This is a genomic window from Tsukamurella ocularis (genome assembly GCF_024807615.1).
GTDB lineage: Bacteria > Actinomycetota > Actinomycetes > Mycobacteriales > Mycobacteriaceae > Tsukamurella > Tsukamurella ocularis.
In genome coordinates, this window is sequence record NZ_JANUCJ010000003.1 from 594,631 (window position 1) to 616,361 (window position 21,731).

The 21,731-nt window shown below is 70.1% G+C and carries 24 protein-coding genes; 3 read left to right on the forward strand and 21 right to left on the reverse strand.

The features are described 5' to 3' along the window. Position 1: 1 nt before the first annotated feature. From HNP44_RS14375 to HNP44_RS14410, 8 genes are all read right to left on the reverse strand, one after another. Complete coding sequence (locus tag HNP44_RS14375; RefSeq protein WP_259141136.1) at positions 2 to 1,084, reverse strand: NAD-dependent epimerase/dehydratase family protein; 1,083 nt, start codon at positions 1,082 to 1,084, stop codon at positions 2 to 4. 75 nt (positions 1,085 to 1,159) lie between these two features. Beyond that, positions 1,160 to 1,261 carry a 30S ribosomal protein bS22 gene (locus HNP44_RS14380; RefSeq protein WP_003402602.1) on the reverse strand — a complete coding sequence of 34 codons (102 nt, stop codon included), beginning with the start codon at positions 1,259 to 1,261 and terminating at the stop codon, positions 1,160 to 1,162. 163 nt (positions 1,262 to 1,424) lie between these two features. After that, complete coding sequence (locus HNP44_RS14385) at positions 1,425 to 1,670, reverse strand: helix-turn-helix domain-containing protein (RefSeq protein WP_068523814.1); 246 nt, start codon at positions 1,668 to 1,670, stop codon at positions 1,425 to 1,427. Between the two features lie 128 nt (positions 1,671 to 1,798). Further along, positions 1,799 to 2,608, reverse strand: coding sequence for a pyrroline-5-carboxylate reductase (gene proC, locus HNP44_RS14390; protein WP_259141137.1), 810 nt, complete (start codon positions 2,606 to 2,608; stop codon positions 1,799 to 1,801). Between the two features lie 23 nt (positions 2,609 to 2,631). Then, positions 2,632 to 3,471 (reverse strand): thioesterase family protein, encoded by an 840-nt coding sequence (locus HNP44_RS14395; RefSeq protein ID WP_259141138.1) that lies wholly within the window; start codon positions 3,469 to 3,471, stop codon positions 2,632 to 2,634. Between the two features lie 42 nt (positions 3,472 to 3,513). Continuing rightward, on the reverse strand, positions 3,514 to 4,365 hold the full coding sequence (locus HNP44_RS14400) for a sugar phosphate isomerase/epimerase family protein (RefSeq protein ID WP_259141139.1): 852 nt from the start codon (positions 4,363 to 4,365) through the stop codon (positions 3,514 to 3,516). 14 nt (positions 4,366 to 4,379) lie between these two features. Then, the gene (locus tag HNP44_RS14405; protein ID WP_259256893.1) at positions 4,380 to 5,663 is read right to left on the reverse strand and encodes a hypothetical protein; all 1,284 of its coding nucleotides are present in this window, start codon (positions 5,661 to 5,663) and stop codon (positions 4,380 to 4,382) included. A 161-nt stretch (positions 5,664 to 5,824) separates the two neighbouring features. Then, entirely contained in the window at positions 5,825 to 6,784 is a 960-nt protein-coding gene (locus HNP44_RS14410; RefSeq protein WP_259141141.1) for a Ppx/GppA phosphatase family protein, read from the reverse strand. Positions 6,785 to 6,832: 48 nt separating this feature from the next. On the opposite strand from HNP44_RS14410, the gene HNP44_RS14415 reads away from it, so the two are divergent. Next, entirely contained in the window at positions 6,833 to 7,648 is an 816-nt protein-coding gene (locus tag HNP44_RS14415) for a hypothetical protein (protein WP_259141189.1), read from the forward strand. 15 nt (positions 7,649 to 7,663) lie between these two features. On the opposite strand, the gene HNP44_RS14420 is transcribed toward HNP44_RS14415, so the two are convergent. From HNP44_RS14420 to HNP44_RS14475, 12 genes are all read right to left on the reverse strand, one after another. Then, positions 7,664 to 8,788, reverse strand: a complete 1,125-nt coding sequence (locus tag HNP44_RS14420) for a hypothetical protein (RefSeq protein ID WP_259256894.1) — start codon at positions 8,786 to 8,788, stop codon at positions 7,664 to 7,666. A 185-nt stretch (positions 8,789 to 8,973) separates the two neighbouring features. Then, positions 8,974 to 9,660 carry a sterol desaturase family protein gene (locus HNP44_RS14425; RefSeq protein WP_259141143.1) on the reverse strand — a complete coding sequence of 229 codons (687 nt, stop codon included), beginning with the start codon at positions 9,658 to 9,660 and terminating at the stop codon, positions 8,974 to 8,976. Beyond that, positions 9,657 to 10,382 carry a FadR/GntR family transcriptional regulator gene (locus HNP44_RS14430; RefSeq protein WP_259141144.1) on the reverse strand — a complete coding sequence of 242 codons (726 nt, stop codon included), beginning with the start codon at positions 10,380 to 10,382 and terminating at the stop codon, positions 9,657 to 9,659. Before HNP44_RS14430 ends, HNP44_RS14425 begins: the two co-directional genes overlap by 4 nt. A 102-nt stretch (positions 10,383 to 10,484) precedes the next feature. Next, positions 10,485 to 11,477 (reverse strand): NAD-dependent epimerase/dehydratase family protein, encoded by a 993-nt coding sequence (locus tag HNP44_RS14435; protein WP_259141145.1) that lies wholly within the window; start codon positions 11,475 to 11,477, stop codon positions 10,485 to 10,487. Between the two features lie 59 nt (positions 11,478 to 11,536). Further along, the gene (locus HNP44_RS14440; protein WP_259141146.1) at positions 11,537 to 12,226 is read right to left on the reverse strand and encodes a response regulator transcription factor; all 690 of its coding nucleotides are present in this window, start codon (positions 12,224 to 12,226) and stop codon (positions 11,537 to 11,539) included. Further along, entirely contained in the window at positions 12,223 to 13,419 is a 1,197-nt protein-coding gene (locus HNP44_RS14445) for a sensor histidine kinase (RefSeq protein ID WP_310437685.1), read from the reverse strand. The genes HNP44_RS14440 and HNP44_RS14445 overlap by 4 nt, the downstream gene beginning before the upstream one ends. A gap of 63 nt (positions 13,420 to 13,482) precedes the next feature. Beyond that, on the reverse strand, positions 13,483 to 13,779 hold the full coding sequence (locus HNP44_RS14450; RefSeq protein ID WP_259141147.1) for a GNAT family N-acetyltransferase: 297 nt from the start codon (positions 13,777 to 13,779) through the stop codon (positions 13,483 to 13,485). 95 nt (positions 13,780 to 13,874) lie between these two features. After that, entirely contained in the window at positions 13,875 to 14,621 is a 747-nt protein-coding gene (locus tag HNP44_RS14455; protein WP_259141148.1) for a phosphoglyceromutase, read from the reverse strand. Between the two features lie 160 nt (positions 14,622 to 14,781). After that, positions 14,782 to 16,491 (reverse strand): aa3-type cytochrome oxidase subunit I, encoded by a 1,710-nt coding sequence (ctaD, locus tag HNP44_RS14460; protein WP_259141149.1) that lies wholly within the window; start codon positions 16,489 to 16,491, stop codon positions 14,782 to 14,784. A gap of 67 nt (positions 16,492 to 16,558) precedes the next feature. Next, positions 16,559 to 16,972 carry a pyridoxamine 5'-phosphate oxidase family protein gene (locus HNP44_RS14465; protein ID WP_259141150.1) on the reverse strand — a complete coding sequence of 138 codons (414 nt, stop codon included), beginning with the start codon at positions 16,970 to 16,972 and terminating at the stop codon, positions 16,559 to 16,561. A gap of 124 nt (positions 16,973 to 17,096) precedes the next feature. Beyond that, entirely contained in the window at positions 17,097 to 17,873 is a 777-nt protein-coding gene (locus HNP44_RS14470; protein ID WP_259141151.1) for an LLM class F420-dependent oxidoreductase, read from the reverse strand. Between the two features lie 14 nt (positions 17,874 to 17,887). Next, entirely contained in the window at positions 17,888 to 19,114 is a 1,227-nt protein-coding gene (locus HNP44_RS14475; RefSeq protein WP_259141152.1) for an MFS transporter, read from the reverse strand. Positions 19,115 to 19,185: 71 nt separating this feature from the next. On the opposite strand from HNP44_RS14475, the gene HNP44_RS14480 reads away from it, so the two are divergent. Then, positions 19,186 to 20,097 carry a LysR family transcriptional regulator gene (locus tag HNP44_RS14480; protein ID WP_259141153.1) on the forward strand — a complete coding sequence of 304 codons (912 nt, stop codon included), beginning with the start codon at positions 19,186 to 19,188 and terminating at the stop codon, positions 20,095 to 20,097. A gap of 10 nt (positions 20,098 to 20,107) precedes the next feature. Here HNP44_RS14480 and HNP44_RS14485 read toward each other — a convergent pair whose 3' ends face one another. After that, complete coding sequence (locus tag HNP44_RS14485; RefSeq protein ID WP_259141154.1) at positions 20,108 to 20,866, reverse strand: methyltransferase domain-containing protein; 759 nt, start codon at positions 20,864 to 20,866, stop codon at positions 20,108 to 20,110. A gap of 36 nt (positions 20,867 to 20,902) precedes the next feature. On the opposite strand from HNP44_RS14485, the gene HNP44_RS14490 reads away from it, so the two are divergent. After that, on the forward strand, positions 20,903 to 21,703 hold the full coding sequence (locus HNP44_RS14490) for an ABC transporter ATP-binding protein (protein ID WP_259172138.1): 801 nt from the start codon (positions 20,903 to 20,905) through the stop codon (positions 21,701 to 21,703). Positions 21,704 to 21,731: the final 28 nt, after the last annotated feature.

The following is a 21,731-nucleotide window of genomic DNA, read 5'->3' on the forward strand; positions in this document are numbered from 1 at the left end:
TCTACCGTCCAGCCGTGCCGTACTCGGAACCGGTTCCTGCGAAGCGCCGCGCCAGCGAGGCGACTCGCCGCTCGACGCTCACGATCGAGTCCACTCCGATTGTAGGTTCTGTCCGCCCGTGGCGTGCGGCGTCTTCCGTCGCCTGCCGTGTGGTGAACCGGGGCTCGAAGCCGAGCTCCTGCCGCATGCGCGTCGTGTCGAAGGCATTGCCGAAGCTGAGGTAGGCGAGCTGCACCTTGTCCATATGGCCGCGGCCCCGGCCGCGAATAGCCGCGACAGCCGGCCCGAACGTGGGTTTGACCACGGGCAGCGGCACCCGCCCGCAGAGGCGGATGGCCTGGGACATGGAGATCGCGCCGTCGCCGGCGATGTTGTACGTGCCGGGCTTCCCGGCCACCACGGCATGCTCCAGCGCGCCCAGGGCGTCGTCCTGGTGCAGCAGCTGCAGGCGCGCGTCGCGGCCGATGATCGACGGCACGAGGGGGCGCTCGAAGAGCGAGCCGAGCAGGGTCTCGATGTTGGGGCCGATGATCGGCGCCAGCCGCAGCACCGTGAGGTCGATGTCGGTGCGGCGGCGGGCCATGCTGCGGGCGTAGGCCTCGGCGTCGAGCAGGTCTCGCGGGTGGCCGCTGGCCGCGGCGCCGCCGACCAGATCCTCGGTGATGAGCGCGGGGTTACGGGAGCGGGAGCCGTAGACCTGGGTCGCCGAACGCATGATCACACGCTTGACGGTCTCCGACTTCTGGCACGCGGCGAAGACCCGCATGGAGCCGAAGACGATCGCGTCCTTGGTGGACGAGGACGGGAAGTGGTTGTCGGTGACCGAAGTGGAGCAGTGCACCACCGTGTCGACCTCGTTGGTCGCCATGATCTTGCCGAAAATGTGGCTCCGGTAGTCGACGCGGATGAACTCCGCGGGCTCCATCCGCCGGTGCATGGCCTTGGTCGGCGGCACCGCATCGACGCCGATCACACGCTCGATGTCGGGACGCTGCGCGAGCCGGCGCACGAGGTATCCGCCCACGAACGTGGACGCGCCCGTCACCATGACGACGCGTGGCGCAGTGACGGCCGACTCACTCATTACTGAAGGGTAACCGGAAACACGAAAGCCCGCCCATATCCTGGGCGGGCTCTCATGAAAGTGTGACCAGAAGGCCTACTTGCCGAGCTTCCTACGCTGCACCCGAGTGCGACGGAGCAGCTTGCGGTGCTTCTTCTTCGACATGCGCTTGCGGCGCTTCTTGATCACTGAACCCATGGGTTCCTCACGTCTCTCTATCGAATTGCCATGTTCGGTGCGCGGCGGCCGGGTACGGATGAGCCCCCGCGTCCACGCAGCAGGCTTCTACTTTACCCGTCGCGACGGCCCAGGCGAAATCCGCCCGTGCCCGCCGCTCCTGCCGACACTCTTCGACGGGGCTTTAGCCCGCGTCGAAGAACGAGGTCTGCAGGTAGTCGTGGACGGCCTTCTCGTGAACGCGGAAGGACCGGCCCACGCGCACCGCCGGGAGCTCCCCGTTGTGCACCAGTCGGTAGACCGTCATCTTCGACACCCGCATGAGGGTGGCGACCTCCGCCACCGTCAGGAACGACGAGCCGGCTGCCTGAGGAGCCTGGGCTCCGGCACCGATCTCGGCGGGCTTGGTGTTCTTGTTTGCAGACGCCATGTAATCCCTAACCTCCGGCACATGTCGCGCCGCCGGCTTCCCCTCCGGCGGACCTGACACGCACGTGCTTCGAGCAGCTTAGCGGTACCAATGGGAATAATGCGACGGGAGTGAGCTAACCGAACCTTTTAGGTGAGGCGTCCGAGCTCGGCCGATCGCTCCGCACAGGCCCGCGTCGCCGCATAAAACGCAGGTCGGAGGCCATTCTTCTCCAGCTCGCGGATCGCGGCGGCCGTCGTGCCGCCCGGAGAAGTCACCGCTGCCCGGAGCTCGACCGGTGACGTGGAAGTCTCAACCATTAGTGCACCCGCGCCCGCGATCGTGTGTGTGGCGAGCGTCGTCGCCTGGTCCCGGGTGAGCCCCAGGTCCACGCCGGCATCGATCATCGCCTCCGCCACCAGGAAGGCGTAGGCGGGTCCCGAGCCCGACAGCGCGGTGAGCGCGTCGAGCTTCGCCTCGGGCACGACGAGGGTGTTCCCCACCGCGTCCATGACCTCGCGCACCAGTGTCACGTGCGCCTCGGTCGCGTCGCGGCCGCCGGAGATGCCGCTCATCGACTTGCCGACGAGCATCGCCGTGTTGGGCATGACCCGCACGACGGGCGTCCCGGCGGGCAGGGCCGCCTCGTAGACGGTCGTCGGGACGCCCGCGGCCACCGAGGCCACGACGGCGCCCGACCGCAGCGCAGACGCCACGTCGGGCAGAATCGCGGTCACCACGTCGGGCTTGACGGCGATCACCACGAGGTCCGCCCCGTCGACCGCCTCCGCGACAGTGGTCACCGCCGACACTCCGTAGCGCTCCGTGAGCTCGCCGCCGCGGCCCGCGTGCGGTTCCGCCACCGTGAGTGCTCCGGGCGCGTGCCCGGCGGCGATGAGCCCGCCCAGCAGGGCCTCGCCGATCCGCCCACCACCGATCAGCGCGATACGACCATCCATGTCAGTTCTCCTCTTCCGGGACGTCAGTTCTTCTCGGGCTCGGGGGTCCGGCGGTCGCGGGGCATCATCGCCAGCTGCCGCGACGTCGCGACGACGTGCCCCGACTCGTCGACCAGCACGTGGTCCTCCTCGAACCAGCGCTGCCCGACGACGGGCGCGGTCGCGCGGAACCGCAACCAGCCGTTCACCGGCTCGCGCCGCACGGACGCGGTCAGCGTGATGGTGGGCGCCCAGCCGATGCCGCCGAGGTTGGCGACCACGGGCAACGAGATGTCGGTGGCGAGCAGCGCGAACAGGCCTGAGAGGGGTTCCTCGCGCAGCCGCACCCAGCCGCGGGTCTCAGCGGGGCCGGTGCGCCCCTCGATCACCGGCAGGGTCGTCGCGTCGTAGCGCACTTCGGCGACGCGGCCGACCTTGAAGATCTTGGCGGCGGGGTGCTCCGGGTCCCAGGCCAGCGCGTCGGCCGGTGGGATGGGCGGCATCTCGTCCGCCGGGATGGGCTCGGCGTAGCGCTCGTCGCCCTCGTCGCGGCGCGCGAGGGTGACCGCGGCCTGCACGTAGACGCGCTCGCCCTGCACGGCCTCGACGTTGACGAACGAGGTGGTACGGCCGCGTTTGCGCACGTCGGTCCGCAGTTCGACGTGGCCCGGGTCAGGCGCGCCGAGGTACTCGGCGGAGATCACGACGGGCGTGACCTCGGGGTCACCCCCGTCGTCGAGGTAGGCGGCCTGCGCCGCCGAGGCGATGACGGCGAGCAGCGCTCCGCCGTGCACCTTGCTGCCCACCGACCACGTGGGATCGATGTCGGCGGTGTACCCACCGGGGGCCTTCGCGACGGAGACGAGGTCCGCGAACAAAGCCATCTGAGCGCTCTCCTTACCGGGGTACCGCTCGGGTACCCGACGTCAGGCGGCCGGGTCGCCGCGCAGGTGCTCCCGCGCGAATTCCAGCGCCTCCGTGAGCATCGCACGGCGCTCTTCGGGCGTCTTCGCCGAGCCCGTCGCTATCTCGAGGACCACATGCCCGTCGAAGCTCGAGGCAGCGAGCCGGCGGCACACCTCGGCGGCCGGCTGAGTACCGTGACCGGGCACGAGGTGCTCGTCGACGGCTGCGCCGAGGCCGTCGGTGAGGTGCAGGTGCCGCAGCCCGTCACCCATCCGATCCATCAGTTCGAGGGCGTCGACGCCCGCGGTGGCGGTGTGCGAGAGGTCCAGGGTGTAGTTCGCGTAGCCGACGTCCGTCGGGTCGATCGACGGTGCGAAGGCCGAGACCGCAGTGCCGGGATTACCGCGCCGCTTGAGCCGCTCGACGGACTCGCCGCGGCGCCCGAAGAAGGCGTCGAGTCGCATCGGGAACATGTTCTCCACGGCGACGGCTACGTCGCTGTCGTCCTCGAGCTCGCTCACCAGATCGACGAAGTTCTCGGCGTAGCGCCGCTGCCACCGGAACGGCGGGTGCACGACCACGGTGCTCGCGCCGAGATCCTCCGCGGCCGTCACGGCGCGGCCGAGCTTCGCCATGGGATCGGGCCCCCAGACGCGCTGGCTGATCAGCAGGCAGGGCGCGTGAACCGACAGGACGGGCATGTCGTACCGCATGGACAGCCCGGCGACGTTCGCGATGTCCTGACTGGCGGACTCGTGCCACACCATGAGCTCGACGCCGTCGTAGCCCGTCTCCGCGGCGTACCGGAAGGCGTCCTCGAGCTTCTCGGGATAGACCGAGGCCGTCGACAGTCCGACCGGTATCCCGCTCACGTCGCCGAGCGTACTCAGTTCGAGCCGAGCGCCATCAGCAGCGGTCCGAAGGTGATCACCAGGCCCACGAACAGCGCGAGCACCAGGGTCAGGTAATCGGTGGTCTTGCGCAGGTAGTGCGTGAACGTCACGATGCCGATGATCACGATGAACGCGAGCACGACGGTCAGCGCGATGGTGGGCCATCCGCCGCCCCAGTTCCACAGCTTGAAGAAGCCGTAGAACAGGCCGGCGCCGGCCGCCAGGCCGAGCACGACCTCGGCGGCGAGGGCGAGCCAGCCGCGGCCCTTGCCCGCTTCCTCGTCCCTCGCGTCCGCGCCCTCGCCACTGTCGGCGTCGCCCGGCTTCGCGAGGAAGTCGGGGGCCTCCTCGGCGCGCGCATCGTCGATCTGCTGGGCGCTGAGGGCCGCGGTGTCACGCGCGGGGGGCGCATCCAGGTGCACGTCCGGAGTCGGCGCGGCGACGGGCTTCACGTCGACGGTGTCGTCGGCCTCGATCTCGGCGAACCGGGACTGGCGCTCGCGGACCTGGGCGGTGTTGAAGTCGGCGGTCGCCATGATCGGCGCCTCCGCCTGATCCCAGCGCGACCACGCGTAGTCACGGCCGTCCTCCGCCTGCGGGACGTCGGCCTGCACAGTGGGCTCCGCTGCGGCAGGGTCCGTGGCCTGTTCCGCCACGGCCTCAGCGGCCGGCTCCGGCGCCTGCACAGCCTCGTGCGGCGCCTCGGCCGCCTGCGGCACCTCGGCCGCCCGGGGGCCTCGGCCCCACCGGAGCAGCCCGCCGCGCCGACCCTCGGGCTGCGCAGGAGTCTCGTCCACGGCGGGAGCCTCGGGTTCCTGCGGCGCAGGAACTTCGACGGGGCCGGGGGCAGCCACAGCGGCGGCGAGGAAGGAGGAGGTGATCGGCTCGTCGTCGTCCTGCGCAGCCTGTTCCGCCGAGGCGGCCGGCTCGGCGGCAGGAGCGTCGACCTCGGGCTCGACGACCTCGGGGGTCACGATCTCGGGCTCGTACGCGGACTGTTGCGCCGGAGCAACAGGGGCGGCCGGTGCGAACTGAGCAGCTTGCGCAGCGGGTGTCTCGGGTGCGGCCGGTACCTCGGGCTGCTCGGCCGGGGCCTCGGCAGCGCCCGGCGCGGGCTGGTCGTCGCGAATGACGGGGATCTCACCGGTCAGCTCGGCGACGGTGATCGAGTTCTCGCCGCCACGGTGGCGTCGACGGCGCCCTCCCGCCGGTGCGGGTGGAGTGCCGCCCTCCCTGGCGAGCAGCTCCGCCAGCGAAATCCTTCGCTCCTCACTCATGCACGTCACCGTCCTGTGGCTCGTAGGCCTCGTGGGCCCCGCGCGTGCCGGAAAGTTCACACCCGCCACTCACGCCCTGTGTGGTCTCAGAAGATTCTACTTGTACACCGTCGCGCAACCGTGGTGGCACACGCGGCGGTCCGTTACATTACTTCGCGCGTTTAATGAGCTTTACCGCCACTCTCGGGCGTGAAACCCGCCTGGGTGTCCAGGTAGCGCAGGATCACGCCCTCGCGCAGCGCCCACGGACAGATGTCGAGTTCTTCGACCTTCATCGCCCGCATCGCGGCCTCGGCGACCAGTGCGCCGGCGACGATCTGTCCCGCACGGTCGGAGCTCAGGCCGTCCAGTTCGCGGCGATCGGACTCCGTCATCCGGCTGATGAAAGCGATCAACTGGCTCAGCCCGCGCGCCGTGAGCGTGCGTTTGACACGCGGCCCGGCGGAGGAGGGCGCCGCGCCCGTCAGGCGGGCGAGGGTGCGCATCGTCTTCGACGTGCCCGCGACGAGGTCGGGCGTTCCGACGGCCTGGAGTCGCGCGGCGGCCGGTGCGATCTCGGCGTCGAGCCAGTCACGGAGCATGGCGACGCGGCGGCGCCCGGGCGGATCGTCGGGTAGCCACTCGCGGGTGATCCGGCCGGCGCCCAGCGGCAGCGACAGTGCGACGTCCGGCTCCTCGTCGACGCCGTTGCTCATCTCGAGTGAGCCGCCGCCGATGTCGATGTTGAGCACGCGGCCCACGCTCCAGCCGTACCAGCGGCGCACCGCGAGCGCGGTGAGGCGGGACTCATCGGCCCCGGAGAGCACCTCGACGTCGACGCCCGTGGCTTGCTTGACGTGCGCGAGGACGGTGTCGGTGTTGCTGGCGTCGCGGACCGCGGAGGTCGCGAAGGCCATCACCTCGGAGCAGCCGGAGCTGCGCGCGATCTTCGTGAATTCCTCGACGGATGCGACGAGCGCGTCCTCGCCGGCCTGACTGAGGCGGCCGCTCGGCTCGATCTTCTCGGCGAGCCGCAACGTGGCCTTGGTCGAGCTCATCGGCGTCGGGTGCGCGCCCCAGTGCGCGTCGACCACGAGCAGGTGCACCGTATTGGACCCGATGTCGAGGACTCCCAATCTCACCCTGTCAATCTAGACCCGACTACGGTGGCCCCTGTGACCGACCTTCCGATGCCCGGCCTGCGGCGTCCCGTCCCGGAAGTCCCCCTGGACTTCCCACGCGAGTGGCTGGAGTTCACCGATCCCGCCGACCCGAGCCACCTGATCGCGGCGGATCTGACGTGGCTGCTTTCCCACTGGACGTGCGTCTTCGGCACCGAGTCGTGCCACGGGATCGAGCCGGGCCGCGACACGGACGGCTGCTGCAGCCACGGCGCATTCCTCTCCGACAACGACGACCGCAAGCGCCTGAAGAAGGCCGTCGCGAAGCTCACGGACGACGATTGGCAGTTCCGGAATAAGGGATTGGGCAAGAAGGGCTATCTCGAGGAGGACGACCTCGACGACGAGCCCGCGCTGCGCACTCGCCGGTACGAGGGCGCGTGCATCTTCCTCAACCGGCCGGGGTTCCCGGGCGGCGAGGGCTGCGCCCTGCACGCCATGGCCCTTCGGACCGGGGTGGAGCCGCTCACCGTCAAGCCCGACGTCTGCTGGCAGCTACCGGTCCGGCGCACCCAGGAATGGGTCGAGCGGCCCGACGGCGAGCAGATCCTGCGCACGACGATCGGCGAGTACGACCGGCGCGGTTGGGGCGCAGGTGGACTCGACCTGCAGTGGTACTGCACCGGCTCCCCCGAAGCGCACGTCGGCGCGCAGCAGGTGTGGCAGAGCTACGCCCCGGAGCTGACCGAGTTGCTGGGCGAGGAGGCCTACGCCGCGCTGGCCAGGGAATGCGCGGCGCGTCAGGGAAAGCTGGTCGCCGTGCACCCCGCCACCGCCGCGGCGACGGAACGGCAGTCCTTCGACATGAAGTACGTCGAGCTGTAGCTCGCTCGGTCGGCGCTAGGCGACCCTGGTCATGGCCAGCCGCGCCTGCACCCCGCCCTGGATCGGCCCGCCGACGGCGATGGGACGCGGTCCGGAATGGATGAGGCTCAGGAAGATCCGCTGACCGGCAGTGAGCGGAACGAGGCTGGAGATCACACTCACGTTCTCCCACGTCGTGGCAATGTCCGTCGCTTCCAGGATCTGCATGCCCTCGGCGTACACCTTGCACATCAGGCTCTCGCCACCGGACGCACCCTCCCACGGTATCTGGGCGGTGACGAGGTAGACCCCGGTAGCCCTCACCGTCAGGCCCGCGCGGGTGGCCTGAGCAGAACCGTCAGGCGCGTTCAGATCCGTCTCGATGGCCCACGTAGGCATCCACGCGGTGAGCCCATTCAACTGGTGGACCCCGCACGTCACCGACGCGGTCGGTCTCGTGTCGGCGAACGGGATCGCGTCGCCCGGCGCATCGCGTGACTCGACGGAGGCGGACGGGCCACCCTCCTCGAGCTCGGCGATCGTGGCGCTCAGAACCGCCTCATAGGCACCGAGCCCGGCGAGTAGCACCGGGTCATCGGCGAATTCGGTGCAGGCGCGTCTCAGCCAGGCGAGCATTTCCTCGTGGGAGTGCTGCCCACCGAAGCCTTCGGCGGCGAGCCCGTCCGCGTGCGACTGCCAGCGCATGCCGCGCGCGGAGAGGAAACGGTCCACAGTGACGAGCGCCGTCACCTCGGAACTCGGCGCACCACCCCCGCAGCCGTACAGCGCACGCGGCAATGGCTCGTCACCGAAGACCTCGACGAAGGCGCGGGCGACGTCGATCTCCTCCTCACCGTCGGCGACGATGGCTTCCCACACGGGGCGGGCGATGAGTGCGAAGACGAGCGGGACGCCGTCGAACGTCGTGCCGGCACCCGAAGGCGGCTCCGCCCCCTGGTAGAGCCCCAACCAATCGGACATATTGCGAACCAGGTTGCTGATCACGTCGTGAATGGACGGATCCCAGCCGCCGGACGGCCACCCGTCGTCCGTCCAGTACCTCCCGGACTTTGTCGCCTGGGCGATTCCGGCCGCAATGAGCTCGGTGTTCCGGTTGTCGTCCGGAGCGATCCCACCGTAGTAGTCGTAGTGGTCGATCATCGGCAGCGCCGCCGGGCGGTAGACGCCGCCCGAACCCCGGCTGAGGACCACCATCGCGGCCTCGGTGTGTGTCAGGCTCACCCCGGTAATCGCGCAGTTCACGTCGTAACAGCCCACGGTCGGGATGCTACAAGGGCAAGTGTCGATGACCGCTACCGTCGGCAGGCGGGCAGCCTGCGCAAGTATTAGGCGAGCCCGTCCAGGCCGTGCAGGTTCTTGGCCGTCGGGCTGGTGTCGACGGTGCCGGGATCCGGGTAGGTGCCCAGCACCCGGTCGGAGGTGCCCGCGGTGGTGACCGAGAACCAGTAGTGCTCGTTCTTGAAGTGGTGCAACCGGTGGCTGCGCCAGACGGCCTTGTAGGCGCGGCCGCGCGGCTTGTAGTCGGTGTGCACGAGGTAGTGGGTCCACTCGTAGCCGAGCAGGAACACCGCCTCGACCAGCATGAAGGTGAGCGTCGCGTGCACCGGGGCGCCGATCAGGGCGCCGACTCCGAGCGGCGCGGCGACGCCCAGGCCCACGATCACCCAGGGCAGCGCGCGGGTGGGGATGAACACGAGATCCACATCGCGGGGCGCGGCGTGATGCCGCCGGTGATCGCGCGCGAGCAGCGTGTCCAGCGTGATCGGCCCGACGGTCCGCGGCCGCCAGTGCAGCACGAAGACGTGGATCACCCACTCCAGGAACGGGAACAGGGCCGCGAAGACGAGCGGCGCCCACAGGTCGGCGAGCCCTCCCCCGCCGACGGCGATGCGCGCGACGACGGTGCCGGCCAGGAAGGCCAGGATCATCCACGGCGTGGGGTGGCGCAGGAACTCGCGCGCGGCGTCGCCGAGGGTGACGCCGCGGCGGGCCGCGCGATCGGTCGTGGTCATGACTGCTCCATCCGGTCGAGGAATCCGCCGAGAACGCCGGTGGCGCCGCCGAGGACGGCCTGCGCGGCCGCGCGGGCGGCGGTGGCGTCGCCGTCGAGGACGGCGGCGGTGAGGACGCGGTAGCGCTCCGTGGGTTCGGCGGCCGCGACGGCGTCGGCAAGTACACCGAGCATCGGCTCGTAGACGCGCCGCATGCCGTTGAAGATGAGTGTCATCGCGATCGAGTCGGCCCCGCGCACGAGCTGCTCCCAGTAGGAGAGGGCCGCGGCCTGCTGCTCCGCGCCCGAGCGGGCGCCCTCGATCGCGGCGAGCGCCGCGGTCAGCGGGCCGGCCAGCGCGTCGGCGGAGCGGGCGGCGGCCTTCTCGGCGATCCACGGCCCGAGATGTTCGCGCACCTCCAGGACGCTGCGGACCACGGACGGGTCGACGACGGCACCGTCGGGCGCGGCGACGAGCAGGTGCGGCAGCAGGTCCAGCCCGCCCGTGCGGGTGATGTCGTTGACGACGGCCCCGTCGCCCTGGCGGACCTCGACGTGCCCCGACGTGGCGAGGCGGGCGATCGCCTCGCGAACGACGGGCCGCGAGACGCCAAGAACCTCCGCGAGCCGGCGCTCGCTGGGCAGCCGCGAGCCGACCGGCGCGGCACCACTGACCAGCTGGTTCAGCAGCTGCTCGTGCACCTCGTCGGCGGCGGACCGCTTCGTGACCGGGCTCAGTTCCATGCCGGAACCGTAGCGCTACCCGGTCCGGTGGTCAAGTGGTCTTACCATTCCTAGGCTTAGCAGCGAATGCCCGGTACCCCGCGTAGCAGCATCGACTGCTACCTACTCAGCCGTCAGGTCCCGGAGCAAGGCGCGTTCCTCATCCCGCGTCATACCGACCGCAACCGCATCGGCCGCCGTCCGGAGCCATTCCGCGGTATCGCGTGCCGTCTCGTCGAGAGGCCTGATCCTGAGACCGCCCTCTGCGGCAGGCCCCGCGTCGTGATCGAGCATTCCGTCGTAGGCCGGACGTGGCAGCCACAGCGGCAACGACCGTTCCCCCGCCCAGGGCTGGGCACCCCGTGCGAGCAGGAACTCGTCGGGAGCCCACACCCAGCGAGGCCGCACACCGAGCCCGACTGCCATCCGCTGCACGAACTCCGCCATCGGCAGAGCCGGTGCGACCGCGTCGAACGTGCCGGCCGTGCGCCGCTCGGCCAACAGCACGAGCCACGCCGCGAGATCACGCACGTCGAGCACCTGCACGCGAGCCCCGGGAGCGCCGGGCGCGAGCACGAGGTCACCGTCGGCCGCGGACGAGAGCCGACTGGGCCAGTAGGAGAACCGCCCCGTCGGATCACCGGGCCCCACGATCAACCCGGGCCGGACCACCGCCGCGTCGGCACATGCGTCGCGCACGAGCTCCTCACAGGCCACTTTCATGGCGCCGTACGCGTCAGACCTCGCGTGGAGCGCGACATCTGACTGCAAGGCCGGAAGCAGAGGCAGGCTCGACGGTCCGCCGCCGGGTGTCGCGGTGTCGGCGTAGACACTAATGGTGGAGACGAACACCCAGTGCGCGGCGGGGATCGCGGCGACCGCGTCCCTCACCCAGGACGGGGTGCGGGCGACGTCGATGACGGCGTCGAAGGCTCCGTCGGACAGCCCGGGCGGAACAGGGTCGGCAGAACGGTCCCACCGGACCAGGGAGGCGCCGCCGGGGGCCGGCCCGGACGTGCCGCGGGCGGCGCAGGTGACGTCGTGTCCGGCGCGGACGGCCACGACCGCGATCTCGCGTGAGAGGAAGGCAGTACCACCGAGCACCAGGAGTCGCATGGCCTCAGCGTGTGCTCGCCAGCGCGTCCCGGCAAGATGGCGCTGCTCGGAGCAGCGCGCTAGGGCTCGAGCTTGTAGCCGAGGCCGCGGACGGTGACCAGGTGCTTCGGGTTGGCCGGATCCGCCTCGATCTTGCTGCGCAGGCGCTTGACGTGCACGTCGAGGGTCTTGGTGTCGCCCACATAGTCGGCGCCCCAGACGCGGTCGATGAGCTGCCCGCGGGTGAGCACGCGGCCGCTGTTGCGCAGCAAGTACTCGAGCAGGTCGAACTCCTTGAGCGGCAGGGTCACCGCCTCACCCGCGACGGTCACGACGTGCCGCTCCACGTCCATCCGGACGGGGCCGCCCTCGAGCACCCCGTCGTCCAAGCCGTCCGCGGCGGCGGTGTCCGCGCCGCGGCGCAGCACCGCGCGGATACGGGCGATGAGCTCGCGCGCGGAGTAGGGCTTGGTGACGTAGTCGTCGGCGCCCAGCTCAAGGCCCACGACCTTGTCGATCTCGCTGTCGCGCGCGGTCACCATGATGACCGGCACGGACGAGCGGGCCCGCAGCTGCTTGCACACGTCGGTGCCACTCATGCCGGGCAGCATGAGGTCGAGCAGGACGATGTCGGCGCCCGCGGCGTCGAAGTGCCGCAGGGCCTCGGCGCCGTCCGTGACCACGGTGGTCTCGAAGCCCTCCTTGCGCAGCAGAAAGGCCAGCGGATCGGCCAGCGATTCCTCGTCCTCGACGATCAGTACGTGTGTCACCGCAGTACATCCTCACTGTGGTCATCGCGCTCTGCAGGTCCCGCGCCGGGCTCGACCTGCGCCGGCAGTACCAGCGTGAAGGTCGAACCCATGCCCGGTTTGCTCCAGAGCCTAATGGTGCCGCCGTGGTTCGCGGCGACGTGTTTGACGATCGCGAGACCGAGACCGGTCCCGCCCGTCATCCGGGACCGCGCCTTGTCGACGCGGAAGAAGCGCTCGAAAACGCGCTCCTGGTCTTCGGGGGCGATGCCGATGCCCCGGTCGGTGACCGCGATCTCGACCGATGCGGCACCGTCGGGCCCGGTGGCGGGGCGCAGGCGGCGGCTGATTGAGACCTGGGTGTTCTGCGGCGAGTAGGCGATCGCGTTGGAGATGAGGTTGGAGAGCGCCGTCAGCAGCAGGGTGTCATCGCCGCGGATCTCCAGGCCGGAGGGCTCGTCGACGATGAGCGAAATATTGTTGGCCTCCGCGGAGACCTGGGCGCGGGCCACTGCCTCGCCGACCACGTCGTCGACCTCCACGCTGCCGAGGTCGGGCAGCTTCTCCGCGCCCTGCAGGCGGGAGAGGGCGATCAGCTCGTTGACCATGTTGCCCATGCGGGTGGACTCGACGAGGACGCGGGAGCCGAAGTGCCGCACCGCCTCCGGGTCGTCATCGGATTCGAGCAGCGCCTCGGCGAGCAGGCCGATCGCACCGACCGGGGTCTTCAGCTCGTGCGAGACGTTCGCCACGAAGTCGCGGCGGGTGGCCTCCATGCGCTGGTTCTCGGTGTCGTCGTCGGCGTAGACCACGGCGTACCGCTCGTCGAGGTCGATCCCGACGATCAGATCCACCCGGCACCGCACCGCGATGGCGGCCCGGTCGGACCGGCGGGACACCGTCAGTTCGACAGTGCGCGGCGCCCCCGTCTCGAGCACCAGGGAGGCGGCCTGCCAGACGCGATCGTCGAGGAGTTGCTCGCGGACGAGGGAGAACTCCTCGGCGCGGGGATTGCAGGCGATGACGTCGCGGAAGCGGTCGACGACCACGAGGCCGGTGGGCGACTCGCGGATCACCGCGCGCTGCAACTCGGCCACCGTCATCCGGGCCGCACCGACAGGCTCGGCGGTGATCACCCGCTGTCGGACGCGCCGCGCAAACCATCCGATGAGGGCGCCCGCCAGGGCGGACACCACACAGAGGGCCACAGTCACGCGGTCAGTGTACCCAGGTTCTCCAGCGATTCTTCACATCGGGAACGACTGGTGAACAACGGGTTACCGGTCGGCGGCCACCTCGACAACGGCGGCGTACTCCGGGTGCTTCGTCACGTAGTTCGCGACGTAGGAGCACACCGCACGGGCCTTTTTTCCGGACTCGACGACGTCATCGAGCGCGGCCTTGGTGAGCACTGCAGCGTAGCCGTTGCCGCCGTACTCGGCGTCGACGACGGTGTGGGTGAGCAGGCGCACGTCCACCTCGTCGACGTAGTCGAGGTAGCCCGCCTGCTCGCCGTCGACGGTGAGCACGTAGCGCTCCTGTTCCGGGGAGTGGGTCACAGTCACGTCAGCCATGTGATCCAACCTATCCTCTGCGCAGCCCCGGAGGCTGAGGAGAAACTTAGGGGGCGGTACCGATTCGCTCGGTACCGCCCCCGTCGATCACGGGACTACTTGGCGCCCTGGTTTGCGACCGCAGCGGCGCCCGCGGCGGCGGCCTCGGGGTCGAGGTAGGTGCCGCCCGGGTTGGCGACGGTGCCGTCCTCGTTGAACGAGTAGGTCAGCGGGATGCCGGTGGGGATGTTCAGCGCCGCGATATCGGCGTCGGAGATCCCGTCGAGGTGCTTGACCAGCGCCCGCAGCGAGTTGCCGTGCGCGGCCACGAGCACCGTCTTACCCTCCGCGACCTGCGGCTCGATCACGGCCTGGTAGTAGGGGATGAAGCGCTTGACCACGTCGAGCAGGCACTCGGTGAGCGGCACCTGCGGCAGGTGCGCGTACCGCGGGTCGCCGGTCTGGCTGTACTCGTTGTCCGCGTCGATCGCGGGCGGCGGAGTGTCGTAGCTGCGGCGCCACAGCATGAACTGCTCGTCGCCGTACTTGTCCTTGGTCTCCGCCTTGTTCAGGCCCTGCAGCGCGCCGTAGTGCCGCTCGTTGAGGCGCCAGTCGCGGACCACGGGGATCCAGTGCCGGTCGGCGGCGTTCAGCGCGATGTTCGCGGTGGTGATCGCGCGACGCAGCAGAGAGGTATAGAGGATGTCCGGCAGCAGGCCGGCCTCCTTGAGCAACTCGCCGCCGCGCTTCGCCTCGCCGCGCCCCTTCTCGGTCAGCGCCACGTCGACCCAGCCGGTGAACTGGTTGGACGCGTTCCATTCGCTCTCGCCGTGACGGAGCAGGATCAGGGTGCCGTAGGTCATGCGCCGTAGTTTAACGCCCGCCGGATCGCCCCACGCAGGTCCGCGAGGCTCTCCTGCGTCGTTGCGCGGCACGTCGGCGTCGAACGCCGCCCGCGGCCGCTGCCCCCCGGAACCCGGGCGACGCGCCGTGGAGCGGCGTCGTGACGCTCTCCCCGGCTCGCTAGCGCGCAGTGTGCTTCTCCGCCCGCATGCGCTCGACCATGTGCGGGTAGTGCAGCTCGAACGCGGGGCGCTCGGAGCGGATGCGCGGCAGCTCGGTGAAGTTGTGCCGCGGCGGCGGGCAACTGGTGGCCCATTCAAGGCTGTTGCCGAAGCCCCACGGGTCATCAACCGTGACGACCTCGCCGTAGCGGTAGCTCGTGAAGACGTTCCACACGAAGGGCAGGACCGAGGCGCCCAGGATGAACGCGCCGACCGTCGAGATCTGGTTCAGCGTCGTGAAGCCGTCCGTGTCGAGGTAGTCCGCGTAGCGACGCGGCATGCCCTCGGCGCCCAACCAGTGCTGCACCAGGAAGGTGGTGTGGAAGCCGACGAACGTGAGCCAGAAGTGCCAGCGGGCCAGTCGCTCGTTCAGCAAACGCCCCGTGGCCTTGGGGAACCAGAAGTAGATGCCCGCGAACGCCGCGAAGACGATGGTGCCGAAGAGCGTGTAGTGGAAGTGGGCGACCACGAAGTAGGTGTCGGAGACGTGGAAGTCGAGCGGCGGGGAAGCGAGGAGGACGCCGGTCAGCCCACCGAAGAGGAAGGTCACGAGGAACCCGATCGAGAACAGCATCGGCGACTCGAAGGTCATGTTCCCCTTCCACATCGTGCCGATCCAGTTGAAGAACTTCACGCCCGTCGGCACTGCGATCAGGAAGGTCATGAAGCTGAAGAAGGGCAGCAGCACCGCGCCGGTGGCGTACATGTGGTGCGCCCACACAGCCATCGAGATCGCCGCGATCGCGAGCGTCGCCATCACCAGTCCGCTGTAGCCGAAGATCGGCTTGCGGGTGAACACCGGGAAGATCTCGGAGACGATGCCGAAGAAGGGCAGTGCGAGCACGTACACCTCCGGGTGACCGAAGAACCAGAACAGGTGCTGCCACAGGACGGCTCCGCCGTTCGCGGGATCGAAGAGGTGGGCACCGAACTGCCGGTCCACCTCCAGCCCGACCAGTGCGGACGCCAGCAGGGGGAAGACCATCAGCGCGAGCACGCTCACGACGAACATGTTCCACGTGAAGATCGGCATCCGGAACATCGTCATCCCGGGTGCCCGCAGGCAGAGCACGGTGGTGACCATGTTCACCGACGCGAGGATCGTCCCGAGCCCACCGACCGTGAGCCCCATCAACCACAGGTCGCCGCCGATGCCCGGGCTGTGCGCGGCATCGGAGAGCGGAGTGTATGCGGTCCAACCGAAGTCGGCCGCGCCGCCGGGGACCATGAAACCAGCAGACGCGGTGAGGCCGCCGAACAGGTACAGCCAGTAGCCGACGGCGTTGAGCCGAGGGAACGCGACATCGGGTGCGCCGATCTGCAGGGGCACGAGGTAGTTGGCGAAGCCGAACGCGATCGGGGTCGCGTACAGCAGCAGCATCACGGTGCCGTGCATCGTGAACAGCTGATTGAACTGCTCCGTGGAGAGGAACTGCAGGCCGGGCTCCGCGAGCTCGCCGCGCATGATCAGCGCCATGAGGCCACCCACGAAGAAGAACAGCATCGACGTCACGATGTACATCACGCCGATCGTCTTGTGATCCGTCGTGACCACGAGGTCGTGAATCCAGGCGCCGACGGGTCTGCCGCGCGCGGGTGCGGGGCGCGCGGCGCGCAGCCGCCGCTCGGGTGCCACGTCCGTGGCAGTCGTCTCGATTCCACCATCCATGGATCGATCGTCGGCCGCGGGAGAACCCCGCGGCAGCGGCGGACGTCCCGACCGTTGTCCCGGCGGCTCAGGACCAGGTGCGACCGAAGCCGCGGGCGCTGACCCGTTCCGCCAGGACCTCCACGACCTCGTACTTGCCGTCGTCGATGAAGGGACGCAAGGAGAGCGCGTCCGTGACGGACAGGGCCGACGAGTCCGTGCGCACGCGTGCGGGCCCGCGTACGATGACGCTCCAGGCCTGGTCCCCGCCGACCTCGTCCACCTCGAAGGCCACCTCGCGCGCCACCACAGCCGAGGCGAGCTTGCTGCCCGGCCCGGTTCGGAACAGGACGTTGCAGCCCTCGCCGAGCACGTAGTTCACGGGGAAGATCTCCGCATCACCCCCGAGCGCGATCACGATGCGCCCGACGTCCTTCCGACGTAACAGCTCGATCGCCTCTTCACGATCGAGGACGGTGGTTCCGGCGGTGAAACGTTCCATGACGCGCTCCTGGGGTCGGGGCGGGAGTGTTGCCCGCCGCCCCACTCTCACCCCGCCCCGCGGCGCCTCACCAGGGACATTCGTCGGGTCGCACGTCCCGGCCCCGCCGGGGTTGGGGTCCCGTCTACTGCGAATCCCGCCAGCGCAGCAGGGCTTCGATGATCGTGTAGTCGAAGCTCGGCGCGGAAAGCTCCGCGGTGAACTGCGTGGCGCCCTCGGCGACCAGCTGGTCGGCGAATGCGAGGGCCTCGTCGGGCCCGGTACCGCGCGGGATGGCGATGTTGTGCGCGATCTCCTTCGGATCGCGGCCGATCTTCGCGCAGGCCTCGGCGAGCACCGCCGACTTGTGCCGGTAGGTCTCCAGATCCACGAAGTAGTGCCACACCGACGCGTACTGCGCCACCAGCGGCAGCGTCTTCTTCTCACCGCCGCCGCCGATGAGGATCGGGATGTCGCGCGTGGGAGCGGGATTGAGCTTGGCCCAGCGCTCGGTGATCCGCGGCAGCGCTGCGCCGAGGTCGTCGAGGCGCGAACCGGCGGTGCCGAACTCGTAGCCGTACTCGTCGTAGTCGCGCTGGAACCAGCCGGAGCCGATGCCGAGGATCAGGCGTCCCTTCGAGATGTGGTCGACGGTGCGTGCCATGTCGGCGAGCAGGTCGGGGTTGCGGTAGCTGTTGCAGGTGACGAGCGCGCCGATCTCGATCCGCGAAGTCTGCTCCGCCCAGGCGGCGAGCATCGTCCAGCACTCGAGGTGCGTGCCGTCGGGGTCGCCCGAGAGTGGGAAGAAGTGGTCCCAGTTGTAGACGACGTCGACTCCCAGGTCCTCGAGCTTGGCGACGGCGTCGCGGAGCTGCTGGTACTCGGTGAAGTGCTGGGGCTGAAGTTGGACTCCGATGCGCATGGCATCGACGCTACTCAGCGCTCGGCGGACGCGCTGGCCGAACCGGGAAGGACCGCTACGACCAGCACGAACGCGGCCGCGGTGGCCACGCCTACCGCGGCGGCGATCCCCGGCCAGCCGGCGGCGGTGAAGGCGAGCCCCGCCGCCGCGCCGACGACCGACGAGCCCGCGTAGTAGCAGAACAGGTACCCCGAGGAGGCCTCCGCGCGGTGCTCGGTCGCGAGTAGGCCCACCCAGCCGCTGGCGACGCTGTGCGCCGCGAAGAAGCCCGCGGTGAAGACGACCATCCCCGCGAGCACGGCGGGCGTCGAATCCGGCAGCGTGAGCACCAGACCCGCCCCCATCGTCGCGATGGAGGTCAGGAGCACCCGTCGCCGGCCGATCCGGTCCGCGAGCCTGCCCGCCGCACCCGAGGAAACGGTGCCCGCGAGGTAGATGAGGAAGACCAGCCCGACGACGCCGGGAGCGAACGCGAAGGGCTCGGCCAGGAGCCGGAAACCTAGGAAGTTGTAGACGCTGACGAAGCCGCCCATGAGCAGGAAGGCGAGCACGAACAGCGTCGCGAGCTCCGGCCGGCGGAGGTGGCCGAGCATGCCGCGCACCGTCGTTCCCACCGAGACCGGCTTCGGCACGTGGAACCGCGACGCCGGCAGGGTACGGATCATCACCACGGTCAGCACCGCCGCGGCGACGGCGAAGAGCTCCATGGCACCGCGCCAGGCCATGACGTCGAGCCCCACCGCCGTCACGACGCGACCGAGCAGCCCGCCGATCGTCGTGCCCGCGACGTAGCGGCCCATCGCCCCGCCGAGGTCGCGCCCGTCCACCTCCTCTGCCAGGTAGGCCATAGCGACGGCGGGCACCCCGGCGAGCGCGATCCCCTGCAGAGCACGGAGTCCCAGCAGCATCGGGAGCGTCGGAGCGAGCGGGATCAGCAGGCCCAGTACTACTGCCGCGACGGCCGACACCGTCATCACGCGGGTCCGGCCGAAGCGCTCGGACAGCGCACTGACGGGGATGATCGCCAGCGCCAGCAGGCCGGTGGTGACGGAGACCGCGAGCGCGGAGACGGCGGGTGCGGCGCCGAAGACTCGGGTCAGCTCGGGGAGCACGGCCTGGGTGGAGTACATCGAGCCGAAGGTCGTCAGGCCCGCCACGAACAGCGCCAAAGTTGTCCGACGGTACGCGGGCGTCCCGGCCCGGAGTGGCGCGGTCCCGAGGTTCTGGACGGTGGCGGTCATGGCTCTCACCCTGCGCCGGCATCACCGATGTGTGAAATGCATGGATCTCCTGATCCTGATAGAAAGAAGGCATGACCGCAGTTGGCAGGCACTTTCCGGGCACCTCGGACGACCTCGTGCGGTTCATCACACTGGCCGAGACACAGCACATGACCGAAGCGGCGGCCGCACTGCGGATCACCCAGCCCACGCTCTCGCGCACGCTGGCGCGCCTGGAGGCGGACATAGGGGCGCCGCTCTTCGACCGGCGCCAGGGGCGCCTCGTGCTCAACGCGAGCGGCGAGATCTACCTCGACCACGCACGGCGCGCGCACGCCGAGCTCGAAGCGGCCCGGGCCCAGATCGCGGACCTGCGCAGCCCCTCGCAGGGCACGATCCGGCTCTCCTTCCTGCACTCCTTCGGCGTCGCGCTGGTGCCGCGGCTCGTCTCCGGCTTCCGGGAGCGGGAGCCGCGCGTGACCTTCGAGCTGTCCCAGTTCGCCGCCGGGACGGTCACCGAGCGAGTGCTCGCCGACGAGGCCGACCTCGCGATCGTCTCGCCGCGGCCCGCCACCAGTGCCGTCGCCTTCGGGCTGCTCGCGGTGCAACGCCTGGCGCTGGCCGTCCCCGCCGACCACCCGCTGGCGGGGCGCCCGTCCGTGCACCTCTCCGAGGCGGCCGACGCGGACTTCATCACGATGCACCCCGAGTTCGGCCTGCGCCGCATCCTCGAGGAGCGTTGCGCCGCCGCCGGTTTCCGGCCGCGGATCGCCTTCGAGTCCTCGGAGTCCTTCACCGTCGCAGGGCTGGTCGCGGCCGGCCTCGGGGTGGCACTGCTGCCCGTCGATGAGGACCCGCTGTGGCCGCCCGGCCTCGTGCTGGTGCCCATGTCCGGTCCCGCGCCCACCCGCGAGGTGGGACTCATCTGGCGGCCCGACACCGCACTCCCCCGGGCGGTGCGCGCCTTCCGCGACTACGCCCTGGAGCGGGCGACGCCGCCGTGAGCGAGCCCGGCTAGACCCGCGACGCGACGACGAAGATCCGACGGAAGGGCAGGACAGTCCCGAAATCCCTTGGCGGGTAGGCGATGTTCAGCTCCGCCTTGTAGCGGGCGACGAAGTCCTCGCGCTCGGCACCGTCAAGCCGCGCGAGCACCGGTCGCGCGCCGGTGCCGGAGATCCACTCGAAGACGGCGTCGGGTCCCTGCAGGACGTGCAGGTACGTCGTCTCCCAAGCGTCGACCTCCCAGCCGGGGCGCTGCAGCGCAGCAAGGTATTCGGCGGGATCGCGCACGTCGATGCGGCGGAAGTCGGTGATGCCGTACTCCGCGGCCAGGCGCCACAGAAGGGCATGGGAGGGCGCGTCCTGGTTGCCCGGCACCTGGAAGGCGAAGGCGCGGGCGGCACCGTCGGCGGTGGCGGGCAACAGGTCGATGTGCCGGGCGACCCACTGGTACATCGCGTTCGAGACGATCACGTCGGGGCGCTCGCCGTCGGGGCGCCACGCGGCAGCATCGCCGACCGCGAAGGTCGCGCGCGGATCGGCGACGTCGTCGCGGGCGCGCTCGATCATCTCCTCGCTGGAGTCGACCCCGTGGATCGCGGCTTCCGGCCAGCGGGCGCGGAGCGGCGGGACGTCGTTGCCCGGTCCGCAGCCGAGATCGACGACGGTGCGCGCGTCCCCGGGGATGCGAGCGAGCAGGTCGAGGAACGGACGGGTGCGCTCGTCGCCGTAGCGGAGGTACTGCGATGGATCCCAGCGATGAGAAGTCATACAATCATCCAATCAATTTGAGTGGAGAGGTGGACTGTGACTGATACCGCGCCGAACGATCCGCACGTGCTGAGCATCGACCACGTGGACCTGGTCCGCACCGGTCGCAACCTCCTCGACGACGTCTCCCTCACCGTACGCCGGGGCGAGCACTGGGTCCTGCTGGGCGCGAACGGTGCCGGGAAGTCGACACTGCTCGGCCTGTGCGGCGCCGTCACCCACCCGACCCGCGGCAGCGTCGACGTGCTCGGCAAGCGCCTCGGCCGGGTGGACATGCGCGAGCTGCGCACGCACATCGGGCACGTGAATCCGCGGCATCGCCTGGACGAGCCGCTGACGGTGCGCGACGTCGTGATCACCGGCGTGACGAATACGCCCGAGTTCCCGCCGCGCTGGGCGCCGACCGACGCGCAACGCACCCGCGCGGAGGAGCTCGTCGAGACGCTCGGGATGTCGCGGCACGTGGAATCGCGCTGGCCCACCCTCTCCCAGGGCGAGCGGGGGCGCGCCCTGATCGCCCGCGCTCTCATGGGCGAGCCGGCACTGCTCCTGCTGGACGAGCCGGCGACGGGGCTCGACCTCGCGGCCCGCGAACGCCTCCTGACCACCGTCGACGGTGCGCGCCGCGCCCACCCCGAGCTCGCGTCGATCCTGGTGACCCACCACCTGGAGGAGATCCCGGTGACCACCACGCACGCGGTCCTGATCCGCGACGGCCGGATCACCGCAGCGGGCGCGGTCGACGACGTGCTGACCACGGAGACGATCAGTCACGCCTTCGACCACCCGATCTCCATCACCCGTCAGGACGGTCGCTGGACGGCGCGCTCCCACTGACGGAGGGCACCGTAGCAGTGATGCTCCA

What these genes read in the sequence shown, in the direction of transcription:
- HNP44_RS14470 (WP_259141151.1), bottom strand. Translation starts at nt 17,873, where the DNA reads ATGCGCATCGGAGTCCAACTTCAGCCCCAGCACTTCACCGAGTACCAG.
- HNP44_RS14405 (WP_259256893.1), bottom strand. Translation starts at nt 5,663, where the DNA reads ATGAGTGAGGAGCGAAGGATTTCGCTGGCGGAGCTGCTCGCCAGGGAG.
- proC (WP_259141137.1), bottom strand. Translation starts at nt 2,608, where the DNA reads ATGGATGGTCGTATCGCGCTGATCGGTGGTGGGCGGATCGGCGAGGCC.
- HNP44_RS14455 (WP_259141148.1), bottom strand. Translation starts at nt 14,621, where the DNA reads ATGACCTACGGCACCCTGATCCTGCTCCGTCACGGCGAGAGCGAATGG.
- HNP44_RS14380 (WP_003402602.1), bottom strand. Translation starts at nt 1,261, where the DNA reads ATGGGTTCAGTGATCAAGAAGCGCCGCAAGCGCATGTCGAAGAAGAAG.
- HNP44_RS14450 (WP_259141147.1), bottom strand. Translation starts at nt 13,779, where the DNA reads ATGGCTGACGTGACTGTGACCCACTCCCCGGAACAGGAGCGCTACGTG.
- HNP44_RS14480 (WP_259141153.1), top strand. Translation starts at nt 19,186, where the DNA reads ATGACCGCAGTTGGCAGGCACTTTCCGGGCACCTCGGACGACCTCGTG.
- HNP44_RS14415 (WP_259141189.1), top strand. Translation starts at nt 6,833, where the DNA reads ATGCCCGGCCTGCGGCGTCCCGTCCCGGAAGTCCCCCTGGACTTCCCA.
- ctaD (WP_259141149.1), bottom strand. Translation starts at nt 16,491, where the DNA reads ATGGATGGTGGAATCGAGACGACTGCCACGGACGTGGCACCCGAGCGG.
- HNP44_RS14385 (WP_068523814.1), bottom strand. Translation starts at nt 1,670, where the DNA reads ATGGCGTCTGCAAACAAGAACACCAAGCCCGCCGAGATCGGTGCCGGA.
- HNP44_RS14425 (WP_259141143.1), bottom strand. Translation starts at nt 9,660, where the DNA reads ATGACCACGACCGATCGCGCGGCCCGCCGCGGCGTCACCCTCGGCGAC.
- HNP44_RS14395 (WP_259141138.1), bottom strand. Translation starts at nt 3,471, where the DNA reads ATGGCTTTGTTCGCGGACCTCGTCTCCGTCGCGAAGGCCCCCGGTGGG.
- HNP44_RS14465 (WP_259141150.1), bottom strand. Translation starts at nt 16,972, where the DNA reads ATGGAACGTTTCACCGCCGGAACCACCGTCCTCGATCGTGAAGAGGCG.
- HNP44_RS14435 (WP_259141145.1), bottom strand. Translation starts at nt 11,477, where the DNA reads ATGCGACTCCTGGTGCTCGGTGGTACTGCCTTCCTCTCACGCGAGATC.
- HNP44_RS14375 (WP_259141136.1), bottom strand. Translation starts at nt 1,084, where the DNA reads ATGAGTGAGTCGGCCGTCACTGCGCCACGCGTCGTCATGGTGACGGGC.
- HNP44_RS14420 (WP_259256894.1), bottom strand. Translation starts at nt 8,788, where the DNA reads ATGATCGACCACTACGACTACTACGGTGGGATCGCTCCGGACGACAAC.
- HNP44_RS14430 (WP_259141144.1), bottom strand. Translation starts at nt 10,382, where the DNA reads ATGGAACTGAGCCCGGTCACGAAGCGGTCCGCCGCCGACGAGGTGCAC.
- HNP44_RS14475 (WP_259141152.1), bottom strand. Translation starts at nt 19,114, where the DNA reads ATGACCGCCACCGTCCAGAACCTCGGGACCGCGCCACTCCGGGCCGGG.
- HNP44_RS14485 (WP_259141154.1), bottom strand. Translation starts at nt 20,866, where the DNA reads ATGACTTCTCATCGCTGGGATCCATCGCAGTACCTCCGCTACGGCGAC.